This window comes from Microvirga zambiensis WSM3693, assembly GCF_016735695.1.
In the GTDB taxonomy this organism is placed as follows: Bacteria; Pseudomonadota; Alphaproteobacteria; order Rhizobiales; family Beijerinckiaceae; genus Microvirga; species Microvirga zambiensis.
Genome location: NZ_JAERQD010000050.1, coordinates 1 through 23,486 on the forward strand (window position 1 = coordinate 1; position 23,486 = coordinate 23,486).

Below are 23,486 nucleotides of genomic sequence, written 5' to 3' on the forward strand. Positions count from 1 at the left end.
CGTCGCCGCCGAAATCGGCGTACTGGATGTCGCCTTCGAGACCGACCACGAAGGAGCCGATCTGGTAGTTGTAGCCGGCCTGGGCGCCGCCGACGAAGCCGCCGTCGTCGTCGAGGTCGAAGCGGACACCGCCGACGGTGATCGAATCATTGGTGTTCCAGCCATAGCCGGCGTTCACACCGACGTAGAAGCCGGTCCAGGTGAAGACCGGAACGGCAGCGATCACCGGAACCGGAGGAGCAGCGCGGGCCGGAAGGTCCGCAGCGGAAGCGGCTCCGGCAAAGCCGAAGAGAGCGACGCTGGCGAGAAGAATTTTCTTCATGGTTTCTCTTTCCTATCGATGTCATGCCGAACCGATCCGCGCTGACGTGGATCAGGCCGGGCACTACCCGTTTATAGAGCGACAACCGGTCGAGGGCTGTGACTTCACGACCACAGCTCGACAATGGGCTGTGGCGGGATTGTGGCGGCAATGTGCGTGCGCTTCCCCTTGTGGCATCGCTGGTCCACAACGCACAGCTTGGCCATTGGTTCGACGCGGCAGCGAAAAAATGTCATTTCCTTGTCAGCGCCTTGTTACGTCGTGATAATATTGCATTGAGGGTTCGAGAATGAACAAAGCTGCTCTGGTGACCGGTGGGGCCCAGCGCATCGGGCGCCGCATCGTCGAGCGACTCGCCGCCGAAGGCTATGCCGTCGCGATCCATTGCCGCCGTTCGACGGAAGAGGCGGAGGCGATGGCCAGGGGCATCGAGGCGGCAGGGGGCAGGGCGGTCGTCGTCCGGGGTGATCTCGCCGACGGGGCAGCCGTCGAGCGTCTCGTGCCGGAGGCTGTCCGCGCCCTGGGCGCTCTGACGCTTCTCGTCAACAATGCTTCCGAATTCGAGCCCGACGAGGTCGAGACGCTTACCCAGGAGCGCTGGGACCGGCACTTCGCGGTGAATCTGCGCGCGCCGGCCTTCCTCGCCCGCGACTTCGCGCATCAGCTCTCCACCGAGGGCCGCGGAAGCATCGTCAACATCGTCGACCAGCGGGTCTGGAAGCTCACACCGCAGTTCTTTTCCTACACGCTCACGAAGGCCGCCCTGTTCAGCGCTACGCAGACCATGGCGCAGGCGCTGGCGCCCCGCATCCGCGTCAATGCCATCGGGCCGGGTCCGACCCTGTCGAACGTGCGCCAGGGCGACGAAGATTTTGCCAAGCAGAGCGATGCGGTGCTGCTGGGGCATGGCGGCACGCCGGACGAGATCGCCGACGCGGTGCTGTATCTCGCGCAGGCCCGCAGCGTCACGGGCCAGATGATCGCCGTCGATGGCGGCCAGCATCTCGCCTGGGAGACGCCGGACGTTGCCGGCATCAAGGAGTGAGCGCGATCGCCGAGATCAGCCGGCCGTAATCCGGCTCCTTGCGATGGGTGGTGCGGCGATAGCTGAAGAAGCGCTCATCGTCGGAATAGGTGCACAGGCCGAGATCGGCGAACTGGCCGATTCCCGCCGCTGCGAGGCGTGCGCCGATGAAGCCGGGCAGGTCGAACATGGCATGGCCAGGCCTCTCCGCCTTTGCGAGAAAGCGCTCCTGACCGGGCGCTTCCTTCGCGAACCGTTCGATGAAATCCGGGCCGACCTCGTAGGCCTTCTGGCTGATCGTCGGACCGAGCACCGCGACGATCTTTTCGCGCCTTGCGCCGAGCCGCTCCATGGCATCGAGGGTCGATTCGAGCACGCCCGTCACCGCCCCGCGCCAGCCCGCATGGGCCGCGCCGATCACCCGCGCTTCTGGATCGGCGAACAGAACCGGGCCGCAATCCGCCGTGGTGATGCCGAGCGCGAGGCCCGGCACGTCCGTCACCATCGCATCCGCCTTGGGCCGCTCTCCCGTCCAGGGGCCTTCGACGGTGACCGCATCCGGCGAATGGACCTGATACACGCTGACCAGCGCCTCCGGCCCAACGCCCAGCGCATCCGTCATCCGGCGGCGGTTCTCCTGAACGCGTGACGGCTCGTCAGACGAGCCGATGCCGCCATTGAGCGTAGCGTAGATCCCCTCCGACACGCCGCCCTGCCGGGTGAAGAAGGAATGGCGAACCTGAGGCAGCGAGACGAGAGCGGGCGCTTGGATATGCATGGCTCGATCTTATGAAGAGATGGACAGGGCGGGTAGGGCCGGAATGGATGCGATGCCCTTATCTGTAACAGCCAAAACCTTAAACAGCTCTCCCATGCCGGTCGGGCCGCGTTCGGTGAGGCGCGCAAGAGCCTGGTCGATATCGGCTGCCTGAGCCGGCGTCGCCCGGGCCTTAAGGGACGTCGCCCGGGCCTCGATCCCGAGAGCTTTTAGGAAATCGCCCTGCGTGGCGATGCCGTGAGCCCGCGCCCCGCCCGCAACGGCGGCCTGCGCGAGGCGATGGAAATCCACATGGGTGGTCAGGTCCGCCTCGCCGGGCTCGGCCAGGGGATCGACGAAGATGTGCTGCTTGAGCGCCTGCAGGGTATCGCCATAGGCCGGACCCCAATAACCGTAATCGAGGATCAGGGCCGCGCCCCCGTCCTGTTGCAGACGACGGGCAAGCTCGCCCATGACGTCGATGGAGGCGGCTGGCCATTCCAGCACGTCACCCATCCGGAGCGGGTTGCCGAGGCCTTGTTCCGGTTCCGGGCGCAGGCCGAAGATCAGGCGTTCCCCGTCGAGGCCGACGAGCCGCTCGCACCAGCCGAGTTCGGTGGCGAGAAACTGGCGCACGGGGAGGGCGTCGAGAAACTCGTTGGCGACGAGCAGCACCGGACCGGATGGCACATCCACGAGCCGGTCATGCCAATGTAGCGAAAACCCGGACGCGGCAAGCGCCGCCTGCTGCCGCTGCCGCAGGGCCGGGCTCGTCTCCACGAGATGCACGGTCGCGGCGGCCTTGAAATCGGGCAGCACCTGGGTCGCGCGCAAAAGATCCGCCATCAGGGTGCCGCGCCCTGGCCCCAGCTCGACGAGGCGGCAGGGCGAAGGGCGGCCCATGGCGTGCCAGATCTCCATCAGCCACAGGCCGATCAGCTCGCCGAACATCTGGCTGATCTCAGGCGCCGTGGTGAAGTCACCCGTGCGGCCCAACGGGTCGCGGGTGGCGTAATACTGCCTCAGGCACAGGCTCATGTAGCGCTCGACCGTGATCGGCCCGTCATGGGCGATGATCTCACGCAGGGTGTCCGCGAAGGGCTTCACGCCGCCTCGACCGGTCTTGCCGGCCGGGTATAGCCGCGCGCCGCCATGACGATGACGCCGGCGCCGACCAGCGCCATGGGGATCGAGAGCAGCATGCCCATGGTGATGCCGCCCCCAAGTGCCCCGACCGAGGAGCCGAACAGGAAGCCGAGCTGTTCGTCGGGCTCGCGGAAGAACTCGCAGACGATGCGGGCGATGGCATAGCCCAGCACGAAGATGCCGCCGAGGAGACCGGGCCTGCGGAAGCCGAAGGTCCGCGCCGCGATGGCCATCACGATGAACAGGATCAGACCCTCTCCGAAGGCCTCGTAGAGTTGGCTCGGATGGCGCGGCACCGGGCCCGCATGGGGAAAGACCACCGCATAGGGAAAGTCCGGGGCGGGGCGGCCCCAGAGCTCACCGTTGATGAAATTGGCGATGCGCCCGAAGAACAGGCCGATCGGCGTCACCACCGCGGCCATGTCGAGCATGGCGAGCGGGTTGAGCCCGCGCCAGCGCGCGAAGAGCACGATGGCGAGCACAGCGCCGAGGAAGCCGCCGTGGAAGGACATGCCGCCATGCCAGACCGCGAAGATCTCCAGCGGGCGCGAGAGATAGGAGCCCAGGTTGTAGAACAGCACATAGCCGATGCGTCCGCCGAGCACGACGCCCAGCGCCACCCACACGATCAGATCGTCCACATCCGTGGGCTTGGGCTGGCGCAGGGAGCCCCAGAGATCGGCCTTTGCGGCGAGGCGCTTGGCGTAGAACCAGCCGCCCAGGAGGCCCGCCACATAGGCGAGCGCGTACCAGCGGATCGCGAAGGGGCCGATGGAAATCGCCACCGGATCGATGATGGGAAACGAGAGAGCCATGAGGGGGCCTTGATGGAACGTCCTGCCATTGGACCCACGGCAAGGGGATCGTCAACCCTGTTGCAGTTTGCGGCGGATGAGCCCATGTGTGGCATTCCGGGGCCTTGAAGGCCCGTCGAACTCTGTGGATTTTGCGCCCATGACCCAATCGTCCAACCGGATCTTCGATGAACTCGCCCGCTTCGCCACCGACGCCGCCGGTGCGGCCCAGGGGGTCCGGCGCGAGATCGAGACCGTGGTCCGCAGCCAGTTCGAGCGCCTGATCAAGGACATGGATGTCGCCACCCGCGAGGAGGTCGAGGTCCTGCGCGAGATGGTGACCGCCGCCCGCGAGGAGAACGAGAAGCTCGAAGCACGGGTGAAGGAGCTCGAGGCGAAGCTCTCCTCCACCGCCGGCATCAACCCCGCAACGCCTTGATCTGAACGGAAAGCCGGCCTGCCCACAGCGCGGGGCTCCTGTTGTGGACAGGTGAATCACGCGCATTGTGACAGAGGCCGAAATCTAAGACTGTCGATTCATGAGCTGATTCGTGGCGGCGACGGCAGGCACTCCGAATATCGTAGGTCTTCAGAGTACTTCTTTCGAGTAGAGCCCGGATCCACGCAATGATGTTGCCCGAATGTGTTTACCATATTCAGGTGATTCAGCTTTTTTGGATCGACATGCCGCAGATTCATCTTGAAATCGATCGTTCGGAACATCCCCTCGATGTCGTCGAGCGCCTCGCTTCGCTGCGGCACTGGATCTTCGACCGGGCCGAAACGGACGAGATGGCCGTCTCGGTCTCCGGCCGCTGGGCGGATTACGATGTCGCCTTCACCTGGATTGAGGACGTGGAGGCCCTGCATATGGCCTGCGCGTTCGACCTGAAGGTGCCCGAACGCCGCCGCCAGGACGTGCTCCAGCTCATCTCCGCCGTCAACGAGCAGCTCTGGGTCGGGCATTTCGACCTGTGGAGCTCGGAAAACGTGGTGATGTTCCGCCACGCGCTGCTGCTGGCGGGCGGCGCCGACCCGACCGACGGCCAATGCGAGACCATGCTGCGGGTCGCGGTCGAGGCCTGCGAGCGCTATTTCCAGGCTTTCCAGTTCGTGATCTGGGCCGGCAAGTCGGCCCGCGAGGCGCTCGATTCCGTCCTGTTCGAAACCGAGGGCGAGGCCTGACCTCGCCTCGACAGGGGAGGGAATACGGGGATAGATAGCGGCCATCCCGCAGCCTTCCTCTAGGATGTCCCATGTCGCAGTCATCTCGTCTTCCGTCGTCTCTCATTCTGGTCGGCGCCGGCAAGATGGGCGGCTCCATGCTGGAAGGCTGGCTCAAGGTCGGCATGAATGCGGACGGCGTGACCGTCCTCGATCCGAAGCCCTCCGAGGAGATGACCAGGTTCTGCCGGGAGCGCGGTATCGCCCTCAACCCGGCAAACCCCTCCGCTCCGGAGGTGCTGGTTCTGGCGATCAAGCCGCAGATGCTCGACGAGGCCGCGCCTGCATTGAACGGCGCTCTTGGCCCTCGGACTCTCATCATCTCGATCCTCGCCGGCAAGACGATCGGCGACCTCAAGACCAGGCTTCCCGCTGCCGGTGCCATCGTGCGCGCCATGCCGAACCTGCCCGCGAGCATCGGGCGGGGCGCGACGGGGGCCGCAACCAACGACAAGGTGAGCGAAGACCAGCGCCTGACGGCGGATGCGCTGCTTTCCAGCAACGGCATCGTCGAATGGCTGCCCTCCGAGGATCTGATCGACGCGGTTACCGCGCTCTCGGGATCGGGACCGGCCTATGTGTTCCATCTCGTCGAGTGCCTCGCCGAGGCGGGCGCTGCTGCCGGATTGCCGGCCGATCTCGCGCAGCGGCTTGCGCGTGCCACGGTGACGGGGGCTGGCGAGCTGCTGTTCCAGAGCGATCTCTCGCCGGCGACCTTGAGGCAGAACGTGACCTCGCCCGGCGGCACGACGGCCGCGGCGCTGGAGGTTCTGATGCGCGATCCGGACGGCCTGAAAGCCCTCATGCGCGAAGCTGTGGCGGCGGCCAAGCGGCGCGCGGAGGAACTCGCCGGTTAGGCCATTGGGCTTCTTGTCCTCCGCCCCTAGATTAATCCGCAATGGACGATGTCGAGGAGAATGATCGTGATGGCAGAAGCTCCAACGGACAAGCGCAAGGCGATCGTCGAAGCGCTCATGGATCTCGCCTCCCGGCGAGCCTGGCACGAGATCGAGATCACCGATGTCGCGAAGGCCGCCAACGTCTCGCTTGCCGAGTTCCGCGATCTGTTTCCGTCCAAAGGCGCCGTGCTCGGCGCGCTCTCGCGCCAGATCGACCGGCAGGTGCTCGAGGGAACGAGCGACGATCTCGCGGGCGAGCCCGCGCGCGAGCGCATCTTCGATGTGCTGATGCGCCGCTTCGACGCGCTGCAGCCCTATAAGCCCGCCTTGCGCCGGATCTCACAGGACCTGCGCTACGAGCCGATGTCGCTCGCCGCGCTCAACCAGGTCTCGCTCAATTCCCAGCGCTTCATGCTCGCTGCCGCCGGCATCGACACCGAGGGGCCGCTCGGAGCCCTGAAGCTTCAGGGTGCGGTGCTGGTCTATGCCAACACCATGCGCACATGGCTCGACGACGACGATCCGGCGCAGGCCAAGACCATGGCGCGGCTCGACCGCGAGCTGCGCCGCGCTGAGCGCATCATCGAAGGCGCGGAAGATCTGCGCCGCCTGAGCGCACCCTTACGCGCCGTCGGGCGTGCCCTGATGCAGGGCCGCGGATCTTCGCGCCGCGAGAGGCGCCGCAGCGACGAGGGCAACGGCGACAGGGACAATCCGGCGGCCGCAATCTGACGAAGAGGGCAGGGGCAATATGGATCAGGCGAGTTCGACGGCGGCACCGATCGCATTCGACGATTTCCTGAAAGTCGACATCCGTGTCGGCAGGATCGTCACCGTGGAGCCGTTTCCGCAGGCCCGCAAGCCGGCGTTCAAGCTCACCATCGATTTCGGCTCCGAGATCGGCACGAAGCGCTCCTCCGCGCAGATTACGATCAATCATGCGCCGGACGATCTCATCGGATCGCTAGTCATGGCCGTGGTGAATTTTCCGCCGCGCCAGATCGGGCCTTTCATCTCGGAAGTCCTGACACTCGGCGTGCCGGACGCCAACGGCGACGTCATGCTGATCAGGCCAGATCGCGACGTGCCGGTGGGTGGGCGGCTTTATTAGATCGAAACGGATGTCATCCCGGGCGAAGCGCATTGGAAATCCGGACCGGCTGAAGAATGAAGGCGTTAAGCTCGACACTATCATTCCCGCGCAGGCGGCAATCCATAACCGTTGACAGTGCCGAACTGATTGAAGGTCGTGTTTATGGATCCCGGCCTCCGCCGGGATGACAGTGCCATATTCGTCCGGGATGACGTGTGAATGAGGCAATCCATGAATGCAGTTTGCAAGCCTTCTGCGTTGGCAATCATTGCACCGATTTTCGCCGTCATCGGCGGCGCGGCATCGGCACAGTCGCCATCCTTCTCCTGCGATCAAGTCGCGCCCGGAGGCATCGAGGAGATGATCTGCAAGGATAGCGAACTATCTTCCCTCGACCGCAAGCTGTCGGATGTCTATGCGCAGGCAGCGCGCAAGGCGACGAACGAGCATCCGCCCGTCCTGCAGGCGGAGCAGCGCGGCTGGATCAAGGGACGCGACGAGTGCTGGAAGAGTAACGACAAACGCAGCTGCGTGCAGGGTGAATACGAGCGCCGCATCGCGGAGCTGCAGGCGCGCTATCGCCTCGTTCCCGGAATCGGCCCCGTCACCTTCATCTGCGACGGCGATCCGCGCAACGAGGTGATCACCACCTTCTTCCAGACCGATCCTGCAACGATGATTGCAGAGCGCGGCGACAGCGTTTCGCTGATGTTCGTGCAGCCCTCAGGAAGCGGCGCCCGCTATCAGGGGCGCAACGAGAGTTTCTGGGAGCATCAGGGCGAGGCGACGGTGACATGGGGCTTCGGCGCCCCGGAGATGCACTGCAAGAAGAGCCCTTGATCAAGCCGGAAGCCGCACCGTCGCGCGCAAGCCCCCGAGCGGGCTCTCGCCCAGCACGATGTCGCCGCCATGGGAGCGTGCGACATCGCGGGCGATGGCGAGGCCGAGGCCCGAGCCGCCTTCGTCCTGATTGCGGGCCTCGTCGAGGCGCACGAACGGCTTGAAGACCTCTTCGCGCTTGTCGGCGGGAATGCCGGGCCCGTCGTCGTCGACGTGCAGGATGAGCCAGCGCGTTTCGTGATTGGCCGTGATCTCGATCCTGTCGCCGTGCCGCGCCGCATTGCCGACGAGGTTGAACAGAAGGCGGCGAAAGGCGTCGGGCCGCACGATGATGATCGGGTCGCCGACGATGTCGAGCTCGGTCACATGGCCCTGCCGTTCTGCGTCCGACTGCACTTCTTCGAGGAGCTGGCGCAGATCCGTCGGAATCGCCTGCTCGCCGGCATCGCCGCTCTCGCCGCGCGCGAAGGCGAGATAGCCTTCGAGCATGCGGCTCATCTCGTCCACATCGCGCTTGAGATCCTCGACCTCCGGTGTCTGATCGAGGAAGACGAGAGAGAGCTTGAAGCGCGTGAGAATCGTGCGCAGGTCGTGGCTGACGCCGTTGAGCATCGTCGTGCGCTGCTCGATGTTGCGCTCGATGCGCCGCTTCATCTCGAGGAAGGCGTGGCCCGCCTGACGCACCTCTCGCGCGCCGCGCGGGCGGAAATCGATCTCACGCCCCTTGCCGAGGGATTCGGCCGCTTCCGCAAGGCGCAGGATCGGCCTGATCTGGTTGCGCAGGAACAGGATCGCGATGCCGAGCAGCACGAAGGACGAGCCGCCCATCCATACGAGGAAGATATGCGAGTTTGAGGCATAGGCCTGGCTGCGCCGCGCGAGCACGCGCATGACGTTGTTGCGATCGAGCTTGATGCGCACTTCCACATAGCTCGAACGCCCGACCGTATCGATCCAGTAAGGGCGATCGATCTGGCGTCGCAGCTCGTCGGTGAGAGTCTCGTCGAGAATGTCGAAGAAAGGCTTCGGGCCCGGCGGCGGCAGGTCCGTGTTGCGCAGGATGTCCACGTCGAGCTGCAGACGCTCCGAGGCGATGCGGGCAAGCGTGCTTGCATCCTTGTCCTGCGGGTAGCTCTCGTAGATGTCGATCAGCGCCGCGATGTCGGCGGTCACCGCCGAGGACAGGCGCCGCGTGACGAGCTGATAATGCCGCTCCATGAACACATAGGCGACGACGGATTGCAGCAGGATGACGGGCGCGATGATGATGATGAGCGCGCGGGCATAAAGACCCTTCGGCAAAAAACGCCCGAACCACCGCGCGGCATGGTCGAGAGGCGTGTAGCGAAGAGTCGCTCCGATCTTCATCGGTCGATCACGAGGCGGTATCCGATGCCGCGCACGGTCTGGAGGAAGATCGGATTCGCCGGATCGGTCTCGATCTTGCGCCGCAGCCGGTTGATCTGCACGTCGACCGTGCGCTCGTTGGCGGCAACGCCGTTGCCGGCAAGCGCCTCGCGCGGGACGTTGTCGCCGGCATGGCTGCCGAGGATGGTCAGGATTTCGCGCTCACGTTCCGTAATGCGCACCATCTCGTCGCCCCGGCGCAATTCGCCGCGGTCGAAGCGATAGGAGAAGGGGCCGAAATGGACCACCTCCGGCAGGTCGCCATTGCCGGTTCCCGCCACCGGCGTGGCGCGCTTGAGAATGTTGCCGAGACGCAGCAGCAGCTCGCGCGGCTCGAAGGGCTTGGGCAGATAATCGTCCGCGCCGATCTCGAGGCCCGTCACCCGGTCCGACGCATCGGAGCGGGCGGTCAGCATGAGGATCGGCACCTGGGAATGCTCACGCAGGCTGCGGGCATAGTCGAAGCCTGTCTCGCCGGGCATCATCACGTCGAGCACGAGGGCGTCGAAGACGAAATTCTCCGCCTTGGCCCGCGCCTCGGCTGCGCTGGCGGCGGCGGTCACCCGATAGCCGTTCTCGCTCAGGAAGCGGGTGAGCAGGTCGCGCAGGCGGCGATCGTCGTCCACCACGAGAACGTGCGGGGCGTGGTCGGGAATGTCGATGCGTACATCCATCTGGCGTCGGGCTTCTTTACCGGGCCCTGCTTATCAGGTTTCGTTGGTCCCGAATACGAGCTGCTTCACATGGGCGCTGTCGCTCGGATCGATGAGGCGGAGAAGGTAGCGGCTGACCGTTTCCTTCGCCTCTGGCTCCATCCCGGACAGGGCTCGCATGATGCGGCGGGTCTGCAGCTTGGCGAGCTTCAAGGCTAAATCGTGGCCTTTGCCGGTGGCGAAGAGCAGCCGCTGACGCCGGTCGGAGGTGCCCATCCGGCTCTCGATGAAATCCTTCTCGATCAGCTCCTTCAGCACCCGGTTCAGGCTCTGCTTGGTGATCCGCAGGATATCCAGGAGCTCGGCGATGGTCAGGCCCGGCTGGCGGCTGACGAAGTGCAGCACCCGGTGGTGAGCCCGCCCGAAGCCGTACTCGTCGAGAATCCGGTCGGGATCGCTGACGAAGTCGCGATAGGCGAAGAAGAACAGTTCGATCAGGTCATAAGCCGGCTGCTCGTCCAGGATATCCTTGCCGGATTGCTGAGACCTCAAAACCGGAATTGCGTCAGGCACCATCCCTATCCCAAATTTTATGTCAGCCTTGTTGACATATCTCAGGACGATTGTTACTCGTCAAGCCGCTTCCGCGAAATGAATGAAATTGAAATCGCCTGGAAGCGAGCCGGAAATTACACGACCCCGGTCGCCAGCAAGGTCGGAATTCAAGGAGAACTAGATGTCCGCGACCCCTTTCGATCAACTTGATGGTTGGATTTGGTACGACGGGCAGATCGTACCCTGGAAGGATGCCAAGCTCCACGTTCTCTCGCACGGTCTCCACTACGGATCCTCCGTGTTTGAAGGCGAGCGTGCCTATGGCGGCGAGATCTTCAAGTCGACCGAACATTCCGAGCGCCTCAAGAAATCGGCCCGGATCCTCGATTTCGAGATCCCCTACACGGTGGCCGAGATCGACGCGGCGAAGCGCCTCGTGCTGCAGAAGAACGGCATGATGGACGCCTATCTGCGCCCGGTCGCCTGGCGCGGCTCCGAGATGATGGGCGTTGCGGCCCAGCACAACAAGATTCATCTGGCCATCGCCGCCTGGGAATGGCCGAGCTACTTCGACCCGGCCCAGAAGATGAAGGGGATCCGCATCGACATGGCGGAGTACCGCCGCCCCGATCCGGCAACCGCTCCGTCCGCCGCCAAGGCGGCAGGCCTCTACATGATCTGCACCATCTCCAAGCATAAGGCGGAGCGGAAAGGCTATGCCGACGCGCTGATGCTCGACTGGCAGGGCCGTGTCGCGGAATGCACGGGCGCCAACGTGTTTTTCATCCGTGATGGCGTGGTCCATACCCCGATCGCCGACTGCTTCCTCGACGGCATCACCCGCCGCACGGTGATCGATCTCGCCAAGCGCCGCGGCTTCGAGGTGACAGAGCGCCGGATCATGCCGGACGAGCTCTCGAGCTTCAACGAATGCTTCATCACCGGCTCGGCGGCGGAAGTGACGCCGGTCTCCGAGATCGGTCCTTACACGTTCCATCCCGGCAACATGACCAAGGTGCTGATGGAAGATTATTCGGCCGAGGTTCAGCCCAAGAGCAAGGCGGCGTAACGCTTCCGCCGCATTCCAGTCCTAGCGTCATGCCCGGCCTCGAGCCGGGCATGATATTTTTGGAGCAGGCTCAGAGCAGGGCGGTTCCGCCGCGCGGCCGCGCCTTTCGAACAAACCGGGAATATGGCGTTTGTGCCGGTGTTTGAGAGAAAACTGTGGATAACGGGGACTAATCAGCCTGGTCAATCCAGCTTTCCTTGAGGAACCAAAGTCCTGTAGGAAGTGTTCTCATTTCGGAACAAAAAGAGAACAATTGGAGTCTCCTATGTCTTCACACGACAACGTGACCCGCCCTACTTCCGTTAACCATAAAGCTTCCGCAGAGGCAGCCAATCCGAAGACACATCCTGATCTTTCCGACAACCAGATCAAGGATCCGGACGAGTGGGTTTCAGGCGACGAGCCCATGACCGGCGCCCAGGCCTCTTATCTCAAGACGCTGTCCGAGCAGGCGCACGACCCCAGGGCCTTCGACCCGGATCTGGACAAGGCCGAGGCGTCGAAGCGGATCGACCGGTTGAAGCAGAAGCAGGGGCGGTGAGAGGTTCAGGGACAAGACGTCATGGCCGGGCTCGTCCCGGCCATCCCGATCCGAAGAGCGCGCGCCTTTTGTTATCGGGATCACCGGCACAAGGCCGGCGATGACGGCGGGGCAAAATCAGCTGTCCCGGCCCTTCCGCAACGCTTTGGGCATCACCACATAGGCGGCAGGAGCGTCGTGCTCCAGAGGGATGAAACAAAGACGATGATGAAAATTGCTTCTCGCCGCAGCCGGGTCATGATCGCCCTGGCGGCCGCTTTGGTCTTAGCCGGTAGTGCGGCCGAGGCTCGCGTCGGGCGGGGAAGCGGCGGCTTTGGCTCGCGCGGCGCGCGCACCTATACCGCACCGCCGGCGACCCGGACGGCGCCCGAGGCCGCAGCCCCGATTCAGCGCTCGCAGATTCCGAACCAGGGCCCGAACGTCACCCGTCCCGGCACCCCGGCCCCGAACGTGGCGCAGCCGCGCCGCTTCGGATTCGGCACGGGCCTGATGGCCGGCCTCTTCGGCGCGGGCCTGCTCGGAATGCTCATGGGCCACGGCTTCTTCGGCGGCCTCGGCGGCCTCGCCTCGATCTTCGGGCTTCTGCTCCAGATCGGCCTCATGGTCCTGCTGGTCTCCTTCGCCATGAAGTGGTTCCGCAACAGGCGCCAGCAGCCGGCCTATACCGGCGCGGGTCAGGGCTATGCCCGCTCCATGGGCGGCAGCGTGCCTCCCATGGGCGGTCGGTCCATGAACAGCGGATCCGGTAGCGGACTTGGCGGTGGTCTTGGAGGTGCACTGGGCGGCGCGCTTGGCGGCATGTCTCAGCGGCCTCAGGCTCAGGCTCGCCCGGGCGTGCGCGATGAGATCGGCATCGGCGAGCGGGATTACGCTGCCTTCGAGAAGGCTCTCGTCGAGATGCAGGACGCGTATTCCCGCGAGGACGTTGCCAAGCTCTGGACGCTCGCGACCCCTGAGATGGCCGGCTACATCCAGGAAGAGCTGAACGACAATGCCGCGCGCGGCGTCGTGAACAAGCTCTCCAACGTGCGCCTCAACCAGGGCGACCTCGCAGAGGCCTGGCGCGAAGGCGCCACGGATTATGCCACCGTCGCCATGCGCTTCGGCATCACCGACGTGATGACCGACCGTGCGACCGGCCGCGTGGTCGAAGGCGACCCGAGCAAGGTGGAAGAGGCGACCGAGCTTTGGACGTTCCGCCGCGATCAGGGCGGCGACTGGAAAGTCTCGGCGATCCAGCAGGCTTAAAAGCTCAATCTTCAGACATACGAAGGCGGCCGGTTCTCACCGGCCGCTTTTTTATTGAAGATGCCTGTCGTTACTCTGCCGCCATGCGACGGCCGGCATGCGAGCCCTCGCGCACCTCCTCGATGATCTTGTTCACGAAAGCATCGAGATCGCCCGGATTGCGGCTTGTGATGAGACCCTGATCGGTCACCACCGTCTCGTCATGCCACTGGCCGCCTGCATTGACCACATCGGTCTTGATCGAGTGGTATGACGTACACTTCCTGCCCTTGATGATGCCAGCCTCAATCAGCAGCCATGGCGCATGGCAGATTGCGGCGACCGTCTTGCCGGAAGAATAGAAGGCGCGAATGATTTCGATCGCTTTCGGCTCGACGCGCAGTTTGTCGGGGTTGATCTGTCCGCCGGGCAGGACGAGCGCGTCGTAATCCGCCGGATTAACATCCTCGATGTCCTTGTCGACGGACACCGTCTTGCCCCAATCCGTCTTGTCCCAGCCATAGATCTTGCCGGATTTCATGCGCGATTTCGGCGCGGCGACCTCGACGGTTGCGCCGGCATCCGACAGCTTTTCCTGCGGCACCATCAGTTCCGACTGCTCGAAGCCGTCGGTTGCCATGATGAGGATCTTGGCCTGTTTGATGTCAGGCATGACGTTCTCCATTCCATGTGAGGGATATGCTTGGAAACGGATGGAGCGGAGAGGGGTTCCGGCCATTGGAACCGCGGCGACGTGGTCCTGTTGACACAGTCACGGATGTCCAAACGAGGAAGAAAAATGGTCAATCCCGGAGTGCCGACGAACGAGCCTACGCCCGGCGGCAACATCCCGAGCGAAGTTCCGCCGGGAACGGTTCCCGATGAGGAGCCGGACATCGGACCGACCGGGCCGCGCACGCCCTATCCCGTCAACGATCCTGGGATCACCGATCCCAAGGGGCCGGGCTCCGAGCCCGATTATCTGCCTGGCAATCCGACCGATCCAGGCACGCGTCTTTAATGCGTAGATGGGCTGACGAGCGTGGCCGGCTGCCTGTGCTGCCGGCTCAGATTTCGATGATGGCGTAGGGTTTGCCGGTCGGCTTCTCGATATGCTTGGCGACGTTATAGACCGGCTGTCCGCCGGGCGTCTTGCCCTCGAAGCGGCCGCGATGCGCATGCCCATGCACGATGGCATTGACCTTGAAGCGGTCGATGGTTTCCGCAAGGCGTGAGGACCCTAGGAACGGATAGATCTCGAGAGGCTCGCTCTCGATGGTCTCGGTGATCGGCGCGTAATGCAGGATGACCATGGAGCGCTTGGCGCGCACCTGACGCATGGCGTTTTCGAGGCGCAGCGTTTCGTTCATCGTCTCGCCGACGAACTGCTTGATGGCCGGCTCGCCGAAGGAGCCGAGCATGCGACGCCCGAAACCGCCGGCAAAGCCTTTCACGCCGACGAAGCCGACGCCGTCGATCTCCACCGATTGTCCGTCGAGAACGCGCATGCCGGCATCGCGAAGGATATGCGTGACCTCTTCGTGCGCGCCGCATTCGTAATCGTGATTGCCGAGAACGCCGACGACCGGGATCGAGCAGGACTTGATGTCCTGCGCCAGCAATTCGGCTTCCTTGGGTCTTCCAAGATCCGTCAAGTCACCGGCTAGCACCAGAACATCGGCCTCTTTCGAGATTTCGCCGAACAGATCGCGATAGGACACCCAGTTGTCCTCGCGCACGTGAAGGTCGCCCATGGCGGCGACCTTCATGAGTTGCTGCGGCTCGCTCTGGTGCTGTGGTTCGTCACTCATTCCGCCATTCACCTTCGCCGCCGACATCGGCGAAGCCCCATTGCTTGACATCGATCTCGTAATCGATGCGGGAGAACATCCTTCCGCGGCAGACCTTCATCTGCGGCGGTGGAAGATCGAGCTGCTTGGAGAGCCTGTCGAGAAGCTCGTCCATCACCCAGCGCGGGACCTTGTCGCGCTCGGAAGGGTAGATCCAGCGGAAGTTGAGCAGGTGCATGAGCATGACCTCCCAATGCACTTCCATATAAGCGAGCAGCGCATGCCAATCGATCTGGTCGTGAGCTTTGAGAATCGTGTGCGCCACATCCGCGCCGTCGTAGCGGTGGCGCAGCTGGATGAAGCATTTCGACCAGACGAGCTCGGTCGGCCCGACGATCCGCACGGGCTGGCCGAAGACCTCGATCTGTCGGGCACGCTGGAACCACTGATCGCCGATCGGCATGGTGCCGTTCGACGAGGCGAAGATCACGTCGAAGAAATACTGGCCCTTGAAGACCTTGCCGAGCCAGCGGTCGTCCTCGATCTCGACCGAATAGCCGAGATTCTTGAAATGCGAGAGGACGCGCGTGTAGTCGCCGGCCTTGCAGAAGATATCGAGATCCTTGGTCGGCCGCGTAATGCCGGTATAGGCCGAGAGCGCGTAGGTGCCAGCCAGCAGGAACGGCAGGCCGAGCTGATTCAGCTCCCGCAGCGCCTCGGCGTAGAAGGCTTCGGATTCCGGGTATTTGAGGGTCGGTTCCGCCTTGGCATCCATGAGAGGCACGCCGTGATGGAGACCGGAAACCAGATCTGGATCGTGAACTGCCATGGGCCCTGTCCGAAGCGCGGCCAAGAGCGACCCGCGTTCGACAACAGGAATGGCAGGATCGAAGTTCCTTACCGGCGAAGCTCAATGCGTCGGGCGGTTTGACCTCAGGCCCGCAAGCGCCGCTGTTCGGAGGTTTTCTGCGCCTGCGGAGCGCCGAGACCGAGGAGGGACCAGATGGCGAGCTGGTCGCCCTCGAATTCGGCCGCGCGTTGCTGCAGCTCCTTCACCTGGTCGTCCGCGGCCATCGGCTTGCCCTCCCGCTGCAGGCGCTGGCCGGCATCGGACAGGACCTTGCCGACATAGCGGGCGAGGTCGGCTTCCTTGTCCTGCATACCGAGCCACATGAGCTGCACCATGCGGTCCGCACCGAGGCCGCCGCCGGTGACGGGCGAGGCGAAATAGCTGTACTTGCGCTCGGCGCGCGATTCATGGGCAACCGCCCGGTTGAAGCGGTCGGTGTGCAGCCTTCGCTCGGCGAGCCCCTGCGCCGGCAGGCAGGGATGGCAGGCGCCAAGCGCAACGAGGAAGGTGATGGCCTGAACGAGGCGGTTGAAGGTGATGTCCGCCAGGGCCGGGTCGCTCATGATCTCGCGCAGGGTCTTTGGCCCCTGTTCGAGGGCCGCGATCAACGGGTTGTAGATCGCGTTCTGCAGCTTCACCGTATGGCGGATGCCGCGCACTTCGCGCGGGACCTTGGCCGCCTTCGAGGACAGGGCGAAGCGCATGTCGAGCCAGCGCTCGCGGGCTTGGTGGGTGGACAGGCGCACCGGACCCTTGATGAAGATATCGCGCCGGAACTGCTGGTCGATGACGTGGTCGCGGGTGGTCTGGCGCAGGGCGACATCGTCGATGCCGCCGAGAAAGTCGCGCTGGTCCTTGGTCAGGTTGACCTCGTCGAGAGTGTCGAGCGCATTCGCCGGCCCGACCCAGGTGAGCTTCGCCTCGGCGAGCTCCTCCGCCAGATCCATGAAATAGAACGGGTTGGATTCCTGGTTGAAGTATTCGTGGACGATGTAGTTGGGGTGATGATTCTTCAGCCGCTCGACACGCTTTGCCAGCTTGGGATGATTGGCGAAATAGCGCATGTCCAGGCTGCTGAACTTGTCCGCGAGGCCGAGGAATGCGGTGGCACGAGACGGTGCGGAGAGTGCGCCGCGGGCCAGCGTATGTTCGACGAGAAGACGCCGCAGCGGCATCATCGCGGCCCAGCCGGGCATGCAGTTATAGGAAATGTAGACGATGCCGCCAGGCTTGAGCTTGCGGCGCATGAACTCGACGATGGTGCGGCGGTTCTCGGGCGAGATCCAGCTGTAGATCCCGTGCAGAGTGATGAAGTCGAAATCCGGCAGATCGCTGCGCTCCACGAATTCGGCGAAGCTGTCATCGTAGAAATGTACGTTCTTCAGCCCCGCCGATTGCGCGAGTGCCTGCGCGCCGACGATGTGGCCGGGATTGAAATCGGTGCCATGGAACTGGATGTGCGGATTGGCGGCCGCGAGAAGGTTGGTCGAGAACCCCTGGCCGCATCCGAGCTCGCAGTAGTTCAGCGAAGCCTGCGTGAGGTCGGGAGCCTGCACGCCCTGCAGAAGGGCCAGAAAACCAAGAAGGCTCGGTGTCAGCTCCTGATAGAAGCCGTGCGTGTATTCCACGTCGACCACGTAGCCCGAAGACCAGTCCGCCATGACATCATCCCGATGGCTCGGCCGCAGCTCCCGCGGTCGACCGATTGAATGTTAATAACATTACATATGTCAGGCGACGTTCTTCGGATCAATTCTTTTCTCCTGACCTGAGGGAAGTTTGGTTAAAGCTAATGATCGCCGTGCGAAATCCGGGCATCCCGCGGGCTGTTGAGGATTTCGAGCAGGCTTTGGGCGATGTGCCGGGCCTCGTCGTCCTTTAGGCGCAGCAGGAAGGGGGGCATCATCCCGGCCTGGAGCGCCACCACGGCGAGCCCGTGCTCGTCCATGCCGATATCGATGGTCTGCGAGGTCACGTCGACCAGTTCCTCGGGCATGTCCTCGCTCTCCTCCGCGCCCTCGCCGATGGCGGAGAGCAGCTGGCTGACGGCACGGACCAGCGAGCGGGCGGCATGTGGGTCCATGACCACAGCGGTCGATTGCTCGCCCTTCTGGAACGCCAGCTGGATGTTGTCGCCTTCGAGCGTGACGGAAATACCTGCCATGAATGTCCTCGTCCTTCCCGCCCCATATGGGGGTCGTTTCTGTCAAGGGGAAGGCAGGATCCTTGGTACGACAGATGCGCTTCAGCCCCAAGGGGAGAAGCGCATCCTGGTAAACCGTCTATGGGCGGAAAGGCTTAGATCCCGCTGCCCGACGTGCCTCCGGTCCGGCGGATCGAGGCTGCCGTCCCAGTGCCCATGGTTTCCGGCATGCCGACGCTGCCGGCTCCCGCGGCGCCTGCAGAGCGCATGCCGACGCCCATGCCCGCATCGCCAGCCTGCTGGATGCGCAGGTTGTTCTGAACATGGGTGACGCCCGAGATGGATTCGGCGAGATCTTCCGCGTGGCGCTTCTCGAAGCGGCTGCTGATCGTGCCGGTGAGCGTCACCTCGCGGTTCTCGACCCGCACCTCGATCTCGGAGGCGTCGATATGCGGATCCTCGGTGAGGCGGTCGTTCACGTCTTCGAGGATGCGGGAATCGGAGCGCTGATAGCCGCGCGGGCCGCGGCCGCGATGCAGGCCGGCCTCGCGCATGTCGCGATCGCGCCGGCGCTCCGCAGCCTCGTCGCCGAACCAGGAACGGACCTCGTCGCCGGCCCGCTCGAAGAAGCCGCGGTCCTCGTTGTAGTCGCGCGAGCCGCGCCCGAAGCTCTCCGAGCCGGAGCGGTCGCGCCCGTGATAATCGCGCTCGCGCCGGCTCTCGGCATCGAAGGAGGGCGGGTTGTAGTCCCGCTCGTCGCCGACCACGTCGTACCAGTCGAGGGCCGAGCCGCCGGAATCGCCGTAATCACGCTCGCGGATCTCGCGCTCCAGGCGCCAGCCGCGATCCTCTCCCTCCGAACCCCAGCGCCGGCGGTCGTCGTCGGCGGAGCCGAAGCGGCGCTCGTAGCCTGCGCCGCGGTTGCCGAAGCCACGGCGGGCGATGTAGCCGTCGTCCCCGCGGTCGCGCCAGTCGAAGTCCTGATTGCCGTAGCGGCGGTCGGTGGCCATGGAACGCTCCTCTTTGTTGGTGGATCGGGCTGCGCGGGGCAGCCCCCTCGCGCAACCAACGTGAACCGGTTGCGAGTGTTCCTAGACGCTGTTCCTGGCCACATGCATGCCCTCCGGCCCGGCTTTTGCCGCCGCGCTCGAACGGCCGCGCCGGTCCCGCATTGACCCGCGGGAAGCAGGAATCCATCCTGCGCGAAGCTTAGAGAGATCGAGGGTTCAGATGGCGGATCTGTCCGGATTGAGCGACGAGGCGCTGGCGGTCTTCGCCTTCGCCGCCTATCACCAGCTGGCGACCGGACGGAGAATCCTCAGCGTGGTCCAGAAGGACGGCGCCGGCCACCGGGCGAGCACGGCGGCCGTGGACGAGCTCGACGGGCGCGGCCTCGTGCGGGCCGACGGGCGCGAGATCGTCTTCACCCCGGCCGGCGAAGAGGCGCTCGAACGGGTCGTGGCAGCCATTCGGGGCGCCCGAAAGACCTGACTTTCAAGATGTTTGTCGCCCGTGGCCAAGGCCCACTTTGCCTTGTAATTGCCCCATCTGTGTCCTAGGTAGCTTCCATCGACATTTGGCCGGACGACTGGGCTTCCCGCTTTGGCACTGCCGGGCGCACGTTCCTTCTCTCTACCATCTATCGACTAACGGGTGTGCGGGCTCGCCCCTCATCCACGTGCAAACGACAGTGAAAGGGAATTCCCCATGGAACAGGGAACCGTGAAGTGGTACAATGAAACCAAGGGTTATGGTTTCATCCAGCCCGACAACGGCGGCAAGGATGTGTTCGTTCATGCGACCGCTCTCGAGCGCGCCGGCATGCGCGGCTTGCGCGAAGGCCAGAAGATCTCCTACGAGCTTCAGACCGACCAGCGCACCGGCCGCCAGTCTGCAGTGAACCTGCAGAACGCGTAAGGTTTGATGCCGGAGGGCGTGGCTGCCACGTCCTCTTGCATATGGCCGTTCCGTTTCAGGGGCGGCTTTTTTGTTATGAGAAAGGCTTTGCATGGCAAAGGAAGAACTGATCACCTTCGAAGGACTTGTGACCGAAATTCTCCCCGATGCGCGCTATCGCGTGCAGCTCGACAACGGGCATGAGGTCATCGCCTACACCGCGGGCAAGATGAAGAAGAACCGCATCAAGACGCTCGCCGGCGACCGCGTGACCGTCGAGATGTCTCCTTATGATCTGGAGAAGGGCCGCCTCATCTTCCGTCACAAGGATTCGGGTGCATCTTCCGGTCCGCGTCCGCCGCAGCGCGGCAACCAGCAGTTCCGGCGTCGCTGATCCATTCGGCGCCCCGTGAGGCAGCGCCGAATGCTTCGAAGCCCTCGTGGGCTTTCGCGAAAACGAGGTCAGGCGACCGCGTGCATCACCGAGAGGGTGACGCGGTCCGGGCCGAGATCCTCCTCCATATCGGTGAAGTGCATCAGCTCGGCGAGGCGGTTGCGGGCGCGGTTGACGCGGCTCTTGATGGTGCCGACCGCGCAGCCGCAGATCTCCGCCGCCTGCTCGTAGGAGAAGCCCGAGGCGCCGACCAGCAGCAGCGCCTCGCGCTGGTCGTGGGGCAGGCGGGCGAGCGCCTGCTGCAGATCCTCGAAATCGAGATGCGGCAGCTGGTCCGGCTGGACCGAGAGGGCGGCGGCGTATTTGCCGTCTGCATCCTCCACCTCGCGGCGGCGCTTGCGGTATTCGGAATGGAAGAGGTTGCGCAGGATGGTGAATAGCCAGGCCTGCATATTTGTGCCGGGCTGGAAGCGGTGGATGTTGGCGATCGCCCGCATCAGGGTCTCCTGCACGAGATCGTCGGCCCGGTCGACGTTGTTCGTGAGGGAAATGGCGAAAGCGCGCAGGTTCGGCGTCGCCTTCAGCATGGAATCGCGCAGATCCAGGTCGACACTCAAATCGTTACTCATGAGGACTGTCTCTCCGGCTTCCCTGCATCGAGCCGATTGATGATCTCGATGAAGCGCTCCGGCACCGGCTGTTCGCCCAGCGCCAGCGCCTCGTAGAACTGGCGCAGCCTCTGTCCGAGCTGGGCCTGTACGGAGCGGCTCAAAGCGGGGGAGGAGGATCTGTGGAGGCCAGGAACGGGTTCGGGGGGATCGTCGAAAGGCATGATGTTCGGGTTCTTTTTCTGCATGGGTTGTCCTGGACCATCGAGGGTAGCGACCTCCCGGAGGGGACACGCAGACGGTGTCACCCGATCGCCGAGGAGGTAACGCCAAGCCGTTGCCTTCGTTCCGCCCCGGGCCTACCCCTTCAAAGACCGTCCACAGGCAAAAAAAGCCGGGAACTTTTTCCCTTACGGTCAAGTTTCCCTCACCGGACGGCCGCACTTCGACGCGGCCGAGTTGGAGGAGAAACCCGCGATGGCACTCAGCACCATCCTGCTCATTCTGATCATTCTTCTGCTTATCGGCGCCGTGCCGGCCTGGCCCTACAGCCGCGGCTGGGGCTACGGCCCGAGCGGCCTTCTGGGTGTGGTCCTGCTCATCCTGATCATCCTGCTGCTGATGGGACGGCTGTAACCGCCGGCCGAGATCTCCAGCAGAGCGGAGCGAAAGAGGGCGGCCCCTGGCCGCCCTTTTCGTTTGACGAGGCGTGAGCACAAGTCGCCATCTGCCTCGCCGCCGGCCCGTTCCCGTCACGTCTGTGTCCCCGGCCTACATTTCATGGCCCGCTTGCGCTGATCGGCCCAATAGGCCCGGTAGTCGTCGAGCTCGTAGCGGACCGAATCGGCAAAGAGGTTGCGCTGCTGCAGGTAGCAGGGCGGCCCGAACCCGCCTTGGCAGCATTCGTTCCACTGGCACGTGCGCCTGCGGCAGAGTTGCGGCCACCCACGTCTTTAAGAACCGCGACGCTGCCGAAGACGTGGATACCCGCGACAAGCGCGGGCATGACGGCAGAGGGGGCCGGGAGAGGGGCCGTGCGCGACCCTGACGCCCCCTCTCCCGGCTCACTTCGTTCGCCACCCTCCCCCGCAGAGGGGGGAGGGTTCGCGCTTCGCGTCATGGCCGGGCTCGTCTCGGCCATCCCGGTCGGACAAGCGCCGCATCGAGATCACCGGCACGAGGCCGGTGATGACGTGAGAGGGCGGGATCGAATCGAGACGCAGATCAGCGGAACAAGTCCGGGGATGAGGTGAGGGCGTCATTCCCGGCCGAGGCGCAGCGGAGGGGAACGGATTCCATTGGCAGCCGCAGCGCTCGATTCTAGATCCCGTTCCTGGTCCGCGCTGCCCAACAGTTCATAGACCCGCAGCCAGAACCGTACGGCGGCGGGATTCCTGTCCCGCTCTTCCAGGAAGGCCGCAATAGCACCTCGGCCCCGGCGCCCTCGCCATAGGCCCCGGCGATGATACGGGTCGCCTGCGCCGGATCGAGCCGGCGCCAGAGACGGGCTTCGCGGGAGCGTTTCCAGGAGGTGGGCATGACGTGAGCGTGTAGCAAGATTAGCTATTTTAGCAAATAGCTATTTTGGCTAATTAGCTAAAACAGCATATTTCGCTTGCCCGTCACTTTGGGCTGGGCATGCAGAAATCCATCCACACGAAACGCCAGGCGCGCCTTCGCGCCCTGCTGAAGGCTGCGCGAAAGAACGCTGGCCTGACACAGGATGGACTTGCCGAGCGGATGGGAGCCTACAAGACTTTCGTCAGCAAATACGAGCGCGGTGAACGGCAGCTCGACGTGATCGAGTTCATCGCTGTGGCAGGGGCGTTGGAGTTGGATCCGAAAGTGTTGATTGATCAGCTGATGAGGGATTAGGGCACACTATCGATTGATCGCCACCGTCGGACGCAGTTCCCGCTCGGGCCGGTGAGAGTAGCCCGCACCGGGACTTCACGTCTTTTCTCACTCTCACCTCATCCTGAGGAGCAGCCGTAGGCTGCGTCTCGAAGGAGGTTCCAGAGAGCACCGGATCCTCCTTCGCGATGGTCGCGGCGCGACCTCCTCTGGATGAGGTTTGTGTTTCCTAAGCCGTGGATGGCCGGAACAAGTCCGGCCATGACGGAGGAGCTTTGAGCATCCGTCAAAATCTCATCACTCCGGAGGGAGTGAGCCGATCCGGGGTCGCGTAACCTGTAAAGCACTGTCATCCCGGCGAAGGCCGGGATCCATGACCGCCGCCTCGAACCAGTCTGGC

30 protein-coding genes and 1 pseudogene are annotated in these 23,486 nt (G+C 64.1%); 16 read left to right on the forward strand and 15 right to left on the reverse strand.

Annotation, left to right across the window (positions count from 1 at the left end; translation table 11 throughout):
* A pseudogene (locus JKL46_RS26440) lies at positions 1-322 on the reverse strand (autotransporter domain-containing protein); the annotation flags it as partial.
* A gap of 289 nt (positions 323-611) precedes the next feature.
* On the opposite strand from JKL46_RS26440, the gene JKL46_RS26445 reads away from it, so the two are divergent.
* Positions 612-1,367 (forward strand): SDR family oxidoreductase, encoded by a 756-nt coding sequence (locus JKL46_RS26445; RefSeq protein ID WP_201838867.1) that lies wholly within the window; start codon positions 612-614, stop codon positions 1,365-1,367.
* Here JKL46_RS26445 and pgeF read toward each other — a convergent pair.
* From pgeF to lgt, 3 genes are read right to left on the reverse strand one after another with little or no spacing between them, the layout of a single operon-like run.
* On the reverse strand, positions 1,357-2,124 hold the full coding sequence (gene pgeF / locus JKL46_RS26450; protein ID WP_201838869.1) for a peptidoglycan editing factor PgeF: 768 nt from the start codon (positions 2,122-2,124) through the stop codon (positions 1,357-1,359). The genes JKL46_RS26445 and pgeF overlap by 11 nt on opposite strands.
* A gap of 9 nt (positions 2,125-2,133) precedes the next feature.
* A complete protein-coding gene (locus JKL46_RS26455) occupies positions 2,134-3,210 on the reverse strand; it encodes a class I SAM-dependent methyltransferase (RefSeq protein WP_425493306.1) in 1,077 nt (358 codons plus the stop codon).
* Positions 3,207-4,064 (reverse strand): prolipoprotein diacylglyceryl transferase, encoded by an 858-nt coding sequence (gene lgt, locus JKL46_RS26460; protein WP_201838871.1) that lies wholly within the window; start codon positions 4,062-4,064, stop codon positions 3,207-3,209. Before lgt ends, JKL46_RS26455 begins: the two co-directional genes overlap by 4 nt.
* 139 nt (positions 4,065-4,203) lie before the next feature.
* On the opposite strand from lgt, the gene JKL46_RS26465 reads away from it, so the two are divergent.
* From JKL46_RS26465 to JKL46_RS26490, 6 genes are all read left to right on the forward strand, one after another.
* Positions 4,204-4,482, forward strand: a complete 279-nt coding sequence (locus tag JKL46_RS26465; RefSeq protein ID WP_201838873.1) for an accessory factor UbiK family protein — start codon at positions 4,204-4,206, stop codon at positions 4,480-4,482.
* Positions 4,483-4,727: 245 nt separating this feature from the next.
* Positions 4,728-5,228, forward strand: coding sequence for a type III secretion system chaperone family protein (locus JKL46_RS26470; RefSeq protein ID WP_201838938.1), 501 nt, complete (start codon positions 4,728-4,730; stop codon positions 5,226-5,228).
* A 71-nt stretch (positions 5,229-5,299) separates the two neighbouring features.
* Entirely contained in the window at positions 5,300-6,124 is an 825-nt protein-coding gene (gene proC / locus JKL46_RS26475) for a pyrroline-5-carboxylate reductase (protein ID WP_201838875.1), read from the forward strand.
* A gap of 69 nt (positions 6,125-6,193) precedes the next feature.
* Positions 6,194-6,898: a TetR/AcrR family transcriptional regulator gene (locus tag JKL46_RS26480; protein ID WP_246529547.1), complete on the forward strand. Its 705-nt coding sequence runs from the start codon at positions 6,194-6,196 to the stop codon at positions 6,896-6,898.
* Between the two features lie 19 nt (positions 6,899-6,917).
* Positions 6,918-7,277: a tRNA-binding protein gene (locus JKL46_RS26485; RefSeq protein ID WP_201838878.1), complete on the forward strand. Its 360-nt coding sequence runs from the start codon at positions 6,918-6,920 to the stop codon at positions 7,275-7,277.
* A gap of 213 nt (positions 7,278-7,490) precedes the next feature.
* Positions 7,491-8,099: an MliC family protein gene (locus tag JKL46_RS26490; RefSeq protein ID WP_201838880.1), complete on the forward strand. Its 609-nt coding sequence runs from the start codon at positions 7,491-7,493 to the stop codon at positions 8,097-8,099.
* Here the strand turns inward: JKL46_RS26490 and JKL46_RS26495 are convergent, their stop codons facing one another.
* Genes JKL46_RS26495 through JKL46_RS26505 form a run of 3 tightly spaced genes read right to left on the reverse strand, consistent with a single transcriptional unit; the run spans position 8,100 to position 10,735 of the window.
* Positions 8,100-9,467: an ATP-binding protein gene (locus JKL46_RS26495; RefSeq protein WP_201838883.1), complete on the reverse strand. Its 1,368-nt coding sequence runs from the start codon at positions 9,465-9,467 to the stop codon at positions 8,100-8,102.
* On the reverse strand, positions 9,464-10,180 hold the full coding sequence (locus tag JKL46_RS26500) for a response regulator (RefSeq protein WP_201838885.1): 717 nt from the start codon (positions 10,178-10,180) through the stop codon (positions 9,464-9,466). Before JKL46_RS26500 ends, JKL46_RS26495 begins: the two co-directional genes overlap by 4 nt.
* Before the next feature lie 33 nt (positions 10,181-10,213).
* Positions 10,214-10,735, reverse strand: coding sequence for a MarR family winged helix-turn-helix transcriptional regulator (locus JKL46_RS26505; RefSeq protein WP_201838887.1), 522 nt, complete (start codon positions 10,733-10,735; stop codon positions 10,214-10,216).
* A gap of 160 nt (positions 10,736-10,895) precedes the next feature.
* On the opposite strand from JKL46_RS26505, the gene JKL46_RS26510 reads away from it, so the two are divergent.
* The 3 genes from JKL46_RS26510 (at position 10,896) to JKL46_RS26520 (ending at position 13,572) form a co-directional block, all read left to right on the forward strand.
* Entirely contained in the window at positions 10,896-11,783 is an 888-nt protein-coding gene (locus JKL46_RS26510) for a branched-chain amino acid aminotransferase (protein ID WP_201838889.1), read from the forward strand.
* A 265-nt stretch (positions 11,784-12,048) separates the two neighbouring features.
* Positions 12,049-12,324 carry a DUF3072 domain-containing protein gene (locus tag JKL46_RS26515; RefSeq protein WP_201838892.1) on the forward strand — a complete coding sequence of 92 codons (276 nt, stop codon included), beginning with the start codon at positions 12,049-12,051 and terminating at the stop codon, positions 12,322-12,324.
* Between the two features lie 204 nt (positions 12,325-12,528).
* Positions 12,529-13,572, forward strand: coding sequence for a Tim44 domain-containing protein (locus JKL46_RS26520; RefSeq protein WP_201838893.1), 1,044 nt, complete (start codon positions 12,529-12,531; stop codon positions 13,570-13,572).
* Between the two features lie 70 nt (positions 13,573-13,642).
* On the opposite strand, the gene JKL46_RS26525 is transcribed toward JKL46_RS26520, so the two are convergent.
* Complete coding sequence (locus JKL46_RS26525) at positions 13,643-14,224, reverse strand: type 1 glutamine amidotransferase domain-containing protein (RefSeq protein WP_201838895.1); 582 nt, start codon at positions 14,222-14,224, stop codon at positions 13,643-13,645.
* A 126-nt stretch (positions 14,225-14,350) separates the two neighbouring features.
* Here JKL46_RS26525 and JKL46_RS26530 point away from each other — a divergent pair, with 126 nt between their 5' ends.
* Positions 14,351-14,572, forward strand: a complete 222-nt coding sequence (locus tag JKL46_RS26530; RefSeq protein WP_201838897.1) for a hypothetical protein — start codon at positions 14,351-14,353, stop codon at positions 14,570-14,572.
* Between the two features lie 46 nt (positions 14,573-14,618).
* Here the strand turns inward: JKL46_RS26530 and JKL46_RS26535 are convergent, their stop codons facing one another.
* From JKL46_RS26535 to JKL46_RS26555, 5 genes are all read right to left on the reverse strand, one after another.
* Positions 14,619-15,362, reverse strand: coding sequence for a metallophosphoesterase family protein (locus JKL46_RS26535; RefSeq protein WP_201838899.1), 744 nt, complete (start codon positions 15,360-15,362; stop codon positions 14,619-14,621).
* Positions 15,355-16,170, reverse strand: a complete 816-nt coding sequence (locus JKL46_RS26540; protein WP_246529548.1) for a nucleotidyltransferase family protein — start codon at positions 16,168-16,170, stop codon at positions 15,355-15,357. The genes JKL46_RS26535 and JKL46_RS26540 overlap by 8 nt, the downstream gene beginning before the upstream one ends.
* Positions 16,171-16,274: 104 nt before the next feature.
* Positions 16,275-17,852, reverse strand: a complete 1,578-nt coding sequence (locus JKL46_RS26545) for a class I SAM-dependent methyltransferase (protein ID WP_201838901.1) — start codon at positions 17,850-17,852, stop codon at positions 16,275-16,277.
* 128 nt (positions 17,853-17,980) lie between these two features.
* Complete coding sequence (locus tag JKL46_RS26550; RefSeq protein WP_201838904.1) at positions 17,981-18,355, reverse strand: hypothetical protein; 375 nt, start codon at positions 18,353-18,355, stop codon at positions 17,981-17,983.
* 134 nt (positions 18,356-18,489) lie between these two features.
* Positions 18,490-19,344, reverse strand: coding sequence for a BON domain-containing protein (locus JKL46_RS26555; RefSeq protein ID WP_201838906.1), 855 nt, complete (start codon positions 19,342-19,344; stop codon positions 18,490-18,492).
* A gap of 220 nt (positions 19,345-19,564) precedes the next feature.
* Between JKL46_RS26555 and JKL46_RS26560 the strand changes: the two genes are divergently transcribed.
* The 3 genes from JKL46_RS26560 to infA all read left to right on the forward strand — a co-directional run bounded on the left by JKL46_RS26560 (position 19,565) and on the right by infA (position 20,624).
* Positions 19,565-19,825, forward strand: a complete 261-nt coding sequence (locus tag JKL46_RS26560) for a hypothetical protein (RefSeq protein ID WP_201838908.1) — start codon at positions 19,565-19,567, stop codon at positions 19,823-19,825.
* 216 nt (positions 19,826-20,041) lie between these two features.
* On the forward strand, positions 20,042-20,251 hold the full coding sequence (locus tag JKL46_RS26565; protein WP_009494616.1) for a cold-shock protein: 210 nt from the start codon (positions 20,042-20,044) through the stop codon (positions 20,249-20,251).
* Between the two features lie 91 nt (positions 20,252-20,342).
* Positions 20,343-20,624 carry a translation initiation factor IF-1 gene (gene infA, locus JKL46_RS26570; protein ID WP_009494617.1) on the forward strand — a complete coding sequence of 94 codons (282 nt, stop codon included), beginning with the start codon at positions 20,343-20,345 and terminating at the stop codon, positions 20,622-20,624.
* Positions 20,625-20,692: 68 nt separating this feature from the next.
* Here infA and JKL46_RS26575 read toward each other — a convergent pair whose 3' ends face one another.
* Both JKL46_RS26575 and JKL46_RS26580 read right to left on the reverse strand, forming a co-directional pair.
* Complete coding sequence (locus JKL46_RS26575) at positions 20,693-21,253, reverse strand: sigma-70 family RNA polymerase sigma factor (RefSeq protein ID WP_201838910.1); 561 nt, start codon at positions 21,251-21,253, stop codon at positions 20,693-20,695.
* Positions 21,250-21,480 (reverse strand): NepR family anti-sigma factor, encoded by a 231-nt coding sequence (locus JKL46_RS26580; RefSeq protein ID WP_201838911.1) that lies wholly within the window; start codon positions 21,478-21,480, stop codon positions 21,250-21,252. The genes JKL46_RS26575 and JKL46_RS26580 overlap by 4 nt, the downstream gene beginning before the upstream one ends.
* Positions 21,481-21,709: 229 nt before the next feature.
* Between JKL46_RS26580 and JKL46_RS26585 the strand changes: the two genes are divergently transcribed.
* Positions 21,710-21,868, forward strand: a complete 159-nt coding sequence (locus JKL46_RS26585; RefSeq protein WP_201838912.1) for a DUF3309 family protein — start codon at positions 21,710-21,712, stop codon at positions 21,866-21,868.
* Between the two features lie 1,002 nt (positions 21,869-22,870).
* Complete coding sequence (locus JKL46_RS26590) at positions 22,871-23,107, forward strand: helix-turn-helix domain-containing protein (protein WP_201838913.1); 237 nt, start codon at positions 22,871-22,873, stop codon at positions 23,105-23,107.
* Positions 23,108-23,486: the final 379 nt, after the last annotated feature.

Excerpts from the sequence above, each read along its gene's own strand:
- lgt (WP_201838871.1), bottom strand. The coding sequence starts at position 4,064 with ATGGCTCTCTCGTTTCCCATCATCGATCCGGTGGCGATTTCCATCGGC.
- JKL46_RS26445 (WP_201838867.1), top strand. The coding sequence starts at position 612 with ATGAACAAAGCTGCTCTGGTGACCGGTGGGGCCCAGCGCATCGGGCGC.
- infA (WP_009494617.1), top strand. The coding sequence starts at position 20,343 with ATGGCAAAGGAAGAACTGATCACCTTCGAAGGACTTGTGACCGAAATT.
- JKL46_RS26565 (WP_009494616.1), top strand. The coding sequence starts at position 20,042 with ATGGAACAGGGAACCGTGAAGTGGTACAATGAAACCAAGGGTTATGGT.
- JKL46_RS26480 (WP_246529547.1), top strand. The coding sequence starts at position 6,194 with ATGGCAGAAGCTCCAACGGACAAGCGCAAGGCGATCGTCGAAGCGCTC.
- pgeF (WP_201838869.1), bottom strand. The coding sequence starts at position 2,124 with ATGCATATCCAAGCGCCCGCTCTCGTCTCGCTGCCTCAGGTTCGCCAT.
- JKL46_RS26585 (WP_201838912.1), top strand. The coding sequence starts at position 21,710 with ATGGCACTCAGCACCATCCTGCTCATTCTGATCATTCTTCTGCTTATC.
- JKL46_RS26485 (WP_201838878.1), top strand. The coding sequence starts at position 6,918 with ATGGATCAGGCGAGTTCGACGGCGGCACCGATCGCATTCGACGATTTC.
- JKL46_RS26545 (WP_201838901.1), bottom strand. The coding sequence starts at position 17,852 with ATGGCGGACTGGTCTTCGGGCTACGTGGTCGACGTGGAATACACGCAC.
- JKL46_RS26540 (WP_246529548.1), bottom strand. The coding sequence starts at position 16,170 with ATGGCAGTTCACGATCCAGATCTGGTTTCCGGTCTCCATCACGGCGTG.
- JKL46_RS26505 (WP_201838887.1), bottom strand. The coding sequence starts at position 10,735 with ATGGTGCCTGACGCAATTCCGGTTTTGAGGTCTCAGCAATCCGGCAAG.
- JKL46_RS26590 (WP_201838913.1), top strand. The coding sequence starts at position 22,871 with ATGCAGAAATCCATCCACACGAAACGCCAGGCGCGCCTTCGCGCCCTG.
- JKL46_RS26575 (WP_201838910.1), bottom strand. The coding sequence starts at position 21,253 with ATGAGTAACGATTTGAGTGTCGACCTGGATCTGCGCGATTCCATGCTG.
- JKL46_RS26560 (WP_201838908.1), top strand. The coding sequence starts at position 19,565 with ATGGCGGATCTGTCCGGATTGAGCGACGAGGCGCTGGCGGTCTTCGCC.
- JKL46_RS26550 (WP_201838904.1), bottom strand. The coding sequence starts at position 18,355 with ATGGCAGGTATTTCCGTCACGCTCGAAGGCGACAACATCCAGCTGGCG.
- JKL46_RS26470 (WP_201838938.1), top strand. The coding sequence starts at position 4,728 with ATGCCGCAGATTCATCTTGAAATCGATCGTTCGGAACATCCCCTCGAT.
- proC (WP_201838875.1), top strand. The coding sequence starts at position 5,300 with ATGTCGCAGTCATCTCGTCTTCCGTCGTCTCTCATTCTGGTCGGCGCC.
- JKL46_RS26510 (WP_201838889.1), top strand. The coding sequence starts at position 10,896 with ATGTCCGCGACCCCTTTCGATCAACTTGATGGTTGGATTTGGTACGAC.
- JKL46_RS26515 (WP_201838892.1), top strand. The coding sequence starts at position 12,049 with ATGTCTTCACACGACAACGTGACCCGCCCTACTTCCGTTAACCATAAA.
- JKL46_RS26530 (WP_201838897.1), top strand. The coding sequence starts at position 14,351 with ATGGTCAATCCCGGAGTGCCGACGAACGAGCCTACGCCCGGCGGCAAC.
- JKL46_RS26580 (WP_201838911.1), bottom strand. The coding sequence starts at position 21,480 with ATGCAGAAAAAGAACCCGAACATCATGCCTTTCGACGATCCCCCCGAA.
- JKL46_RS26465 (WP_201838873.1), top strand. The coding sequence starts at position 4,204 with ATGACCCAATCGTCCAACCGGATCTTCGATGAACTCGCCCGCTTCGCC.
- JKL46_RS26555 (WP_201838906.1), bottom strand. The coding sequence starts at position 19,344 with ATGGCCACCGACCGCCGCTACGGCAATCAGGACTTCGACTGGCGCGAC.
- JKL46_RS26490 (WP_201838880.1), top strand. The coding sequence starts at position 7,491 with ATGAATGCAGTTTGCAAGCCTTCTGCGTTGGCAATCATTGCACCGATT.
- JKL46_RS26520 (WP_201838893.1), top strand. The coding sequence starts at position 12,529 with ATGATGAAAATTGCTTCTCGCCGCAGCCGGGTCATGATCGCCCTGGCG.
- JKL46_RS26535 (WP_201838899.1), bottom strand. The coding sequence starts at position 15,362 with ATGAGTGACGAACCACAGCACCAGAGCGAGCCGCAGCAACTCATGAAG.
- JKL46_RS26495 (WP_201838883.1), bottom strand. The coding sequence starts at position 9,467 with ATGAAGATCGGAGCGACTCTTCGCTACACGCCTCTCGACCATGCCGCG.
- JKL46_RS26525 (WP_201838895.1), bottom strand. The coding sequence starts at position 14,224 with ATGCCTGACATCAAACAGGCCAAGATCCTCATCATGGCAACCGACGGC.
- JKL46_RS26500 (WP_201838885.1), bottom strand. The coding sequence starts at position 10,180 with ATGGATGTACGCATCGACATTCCCGACCACGCCCCGCACGTTCTCGTG.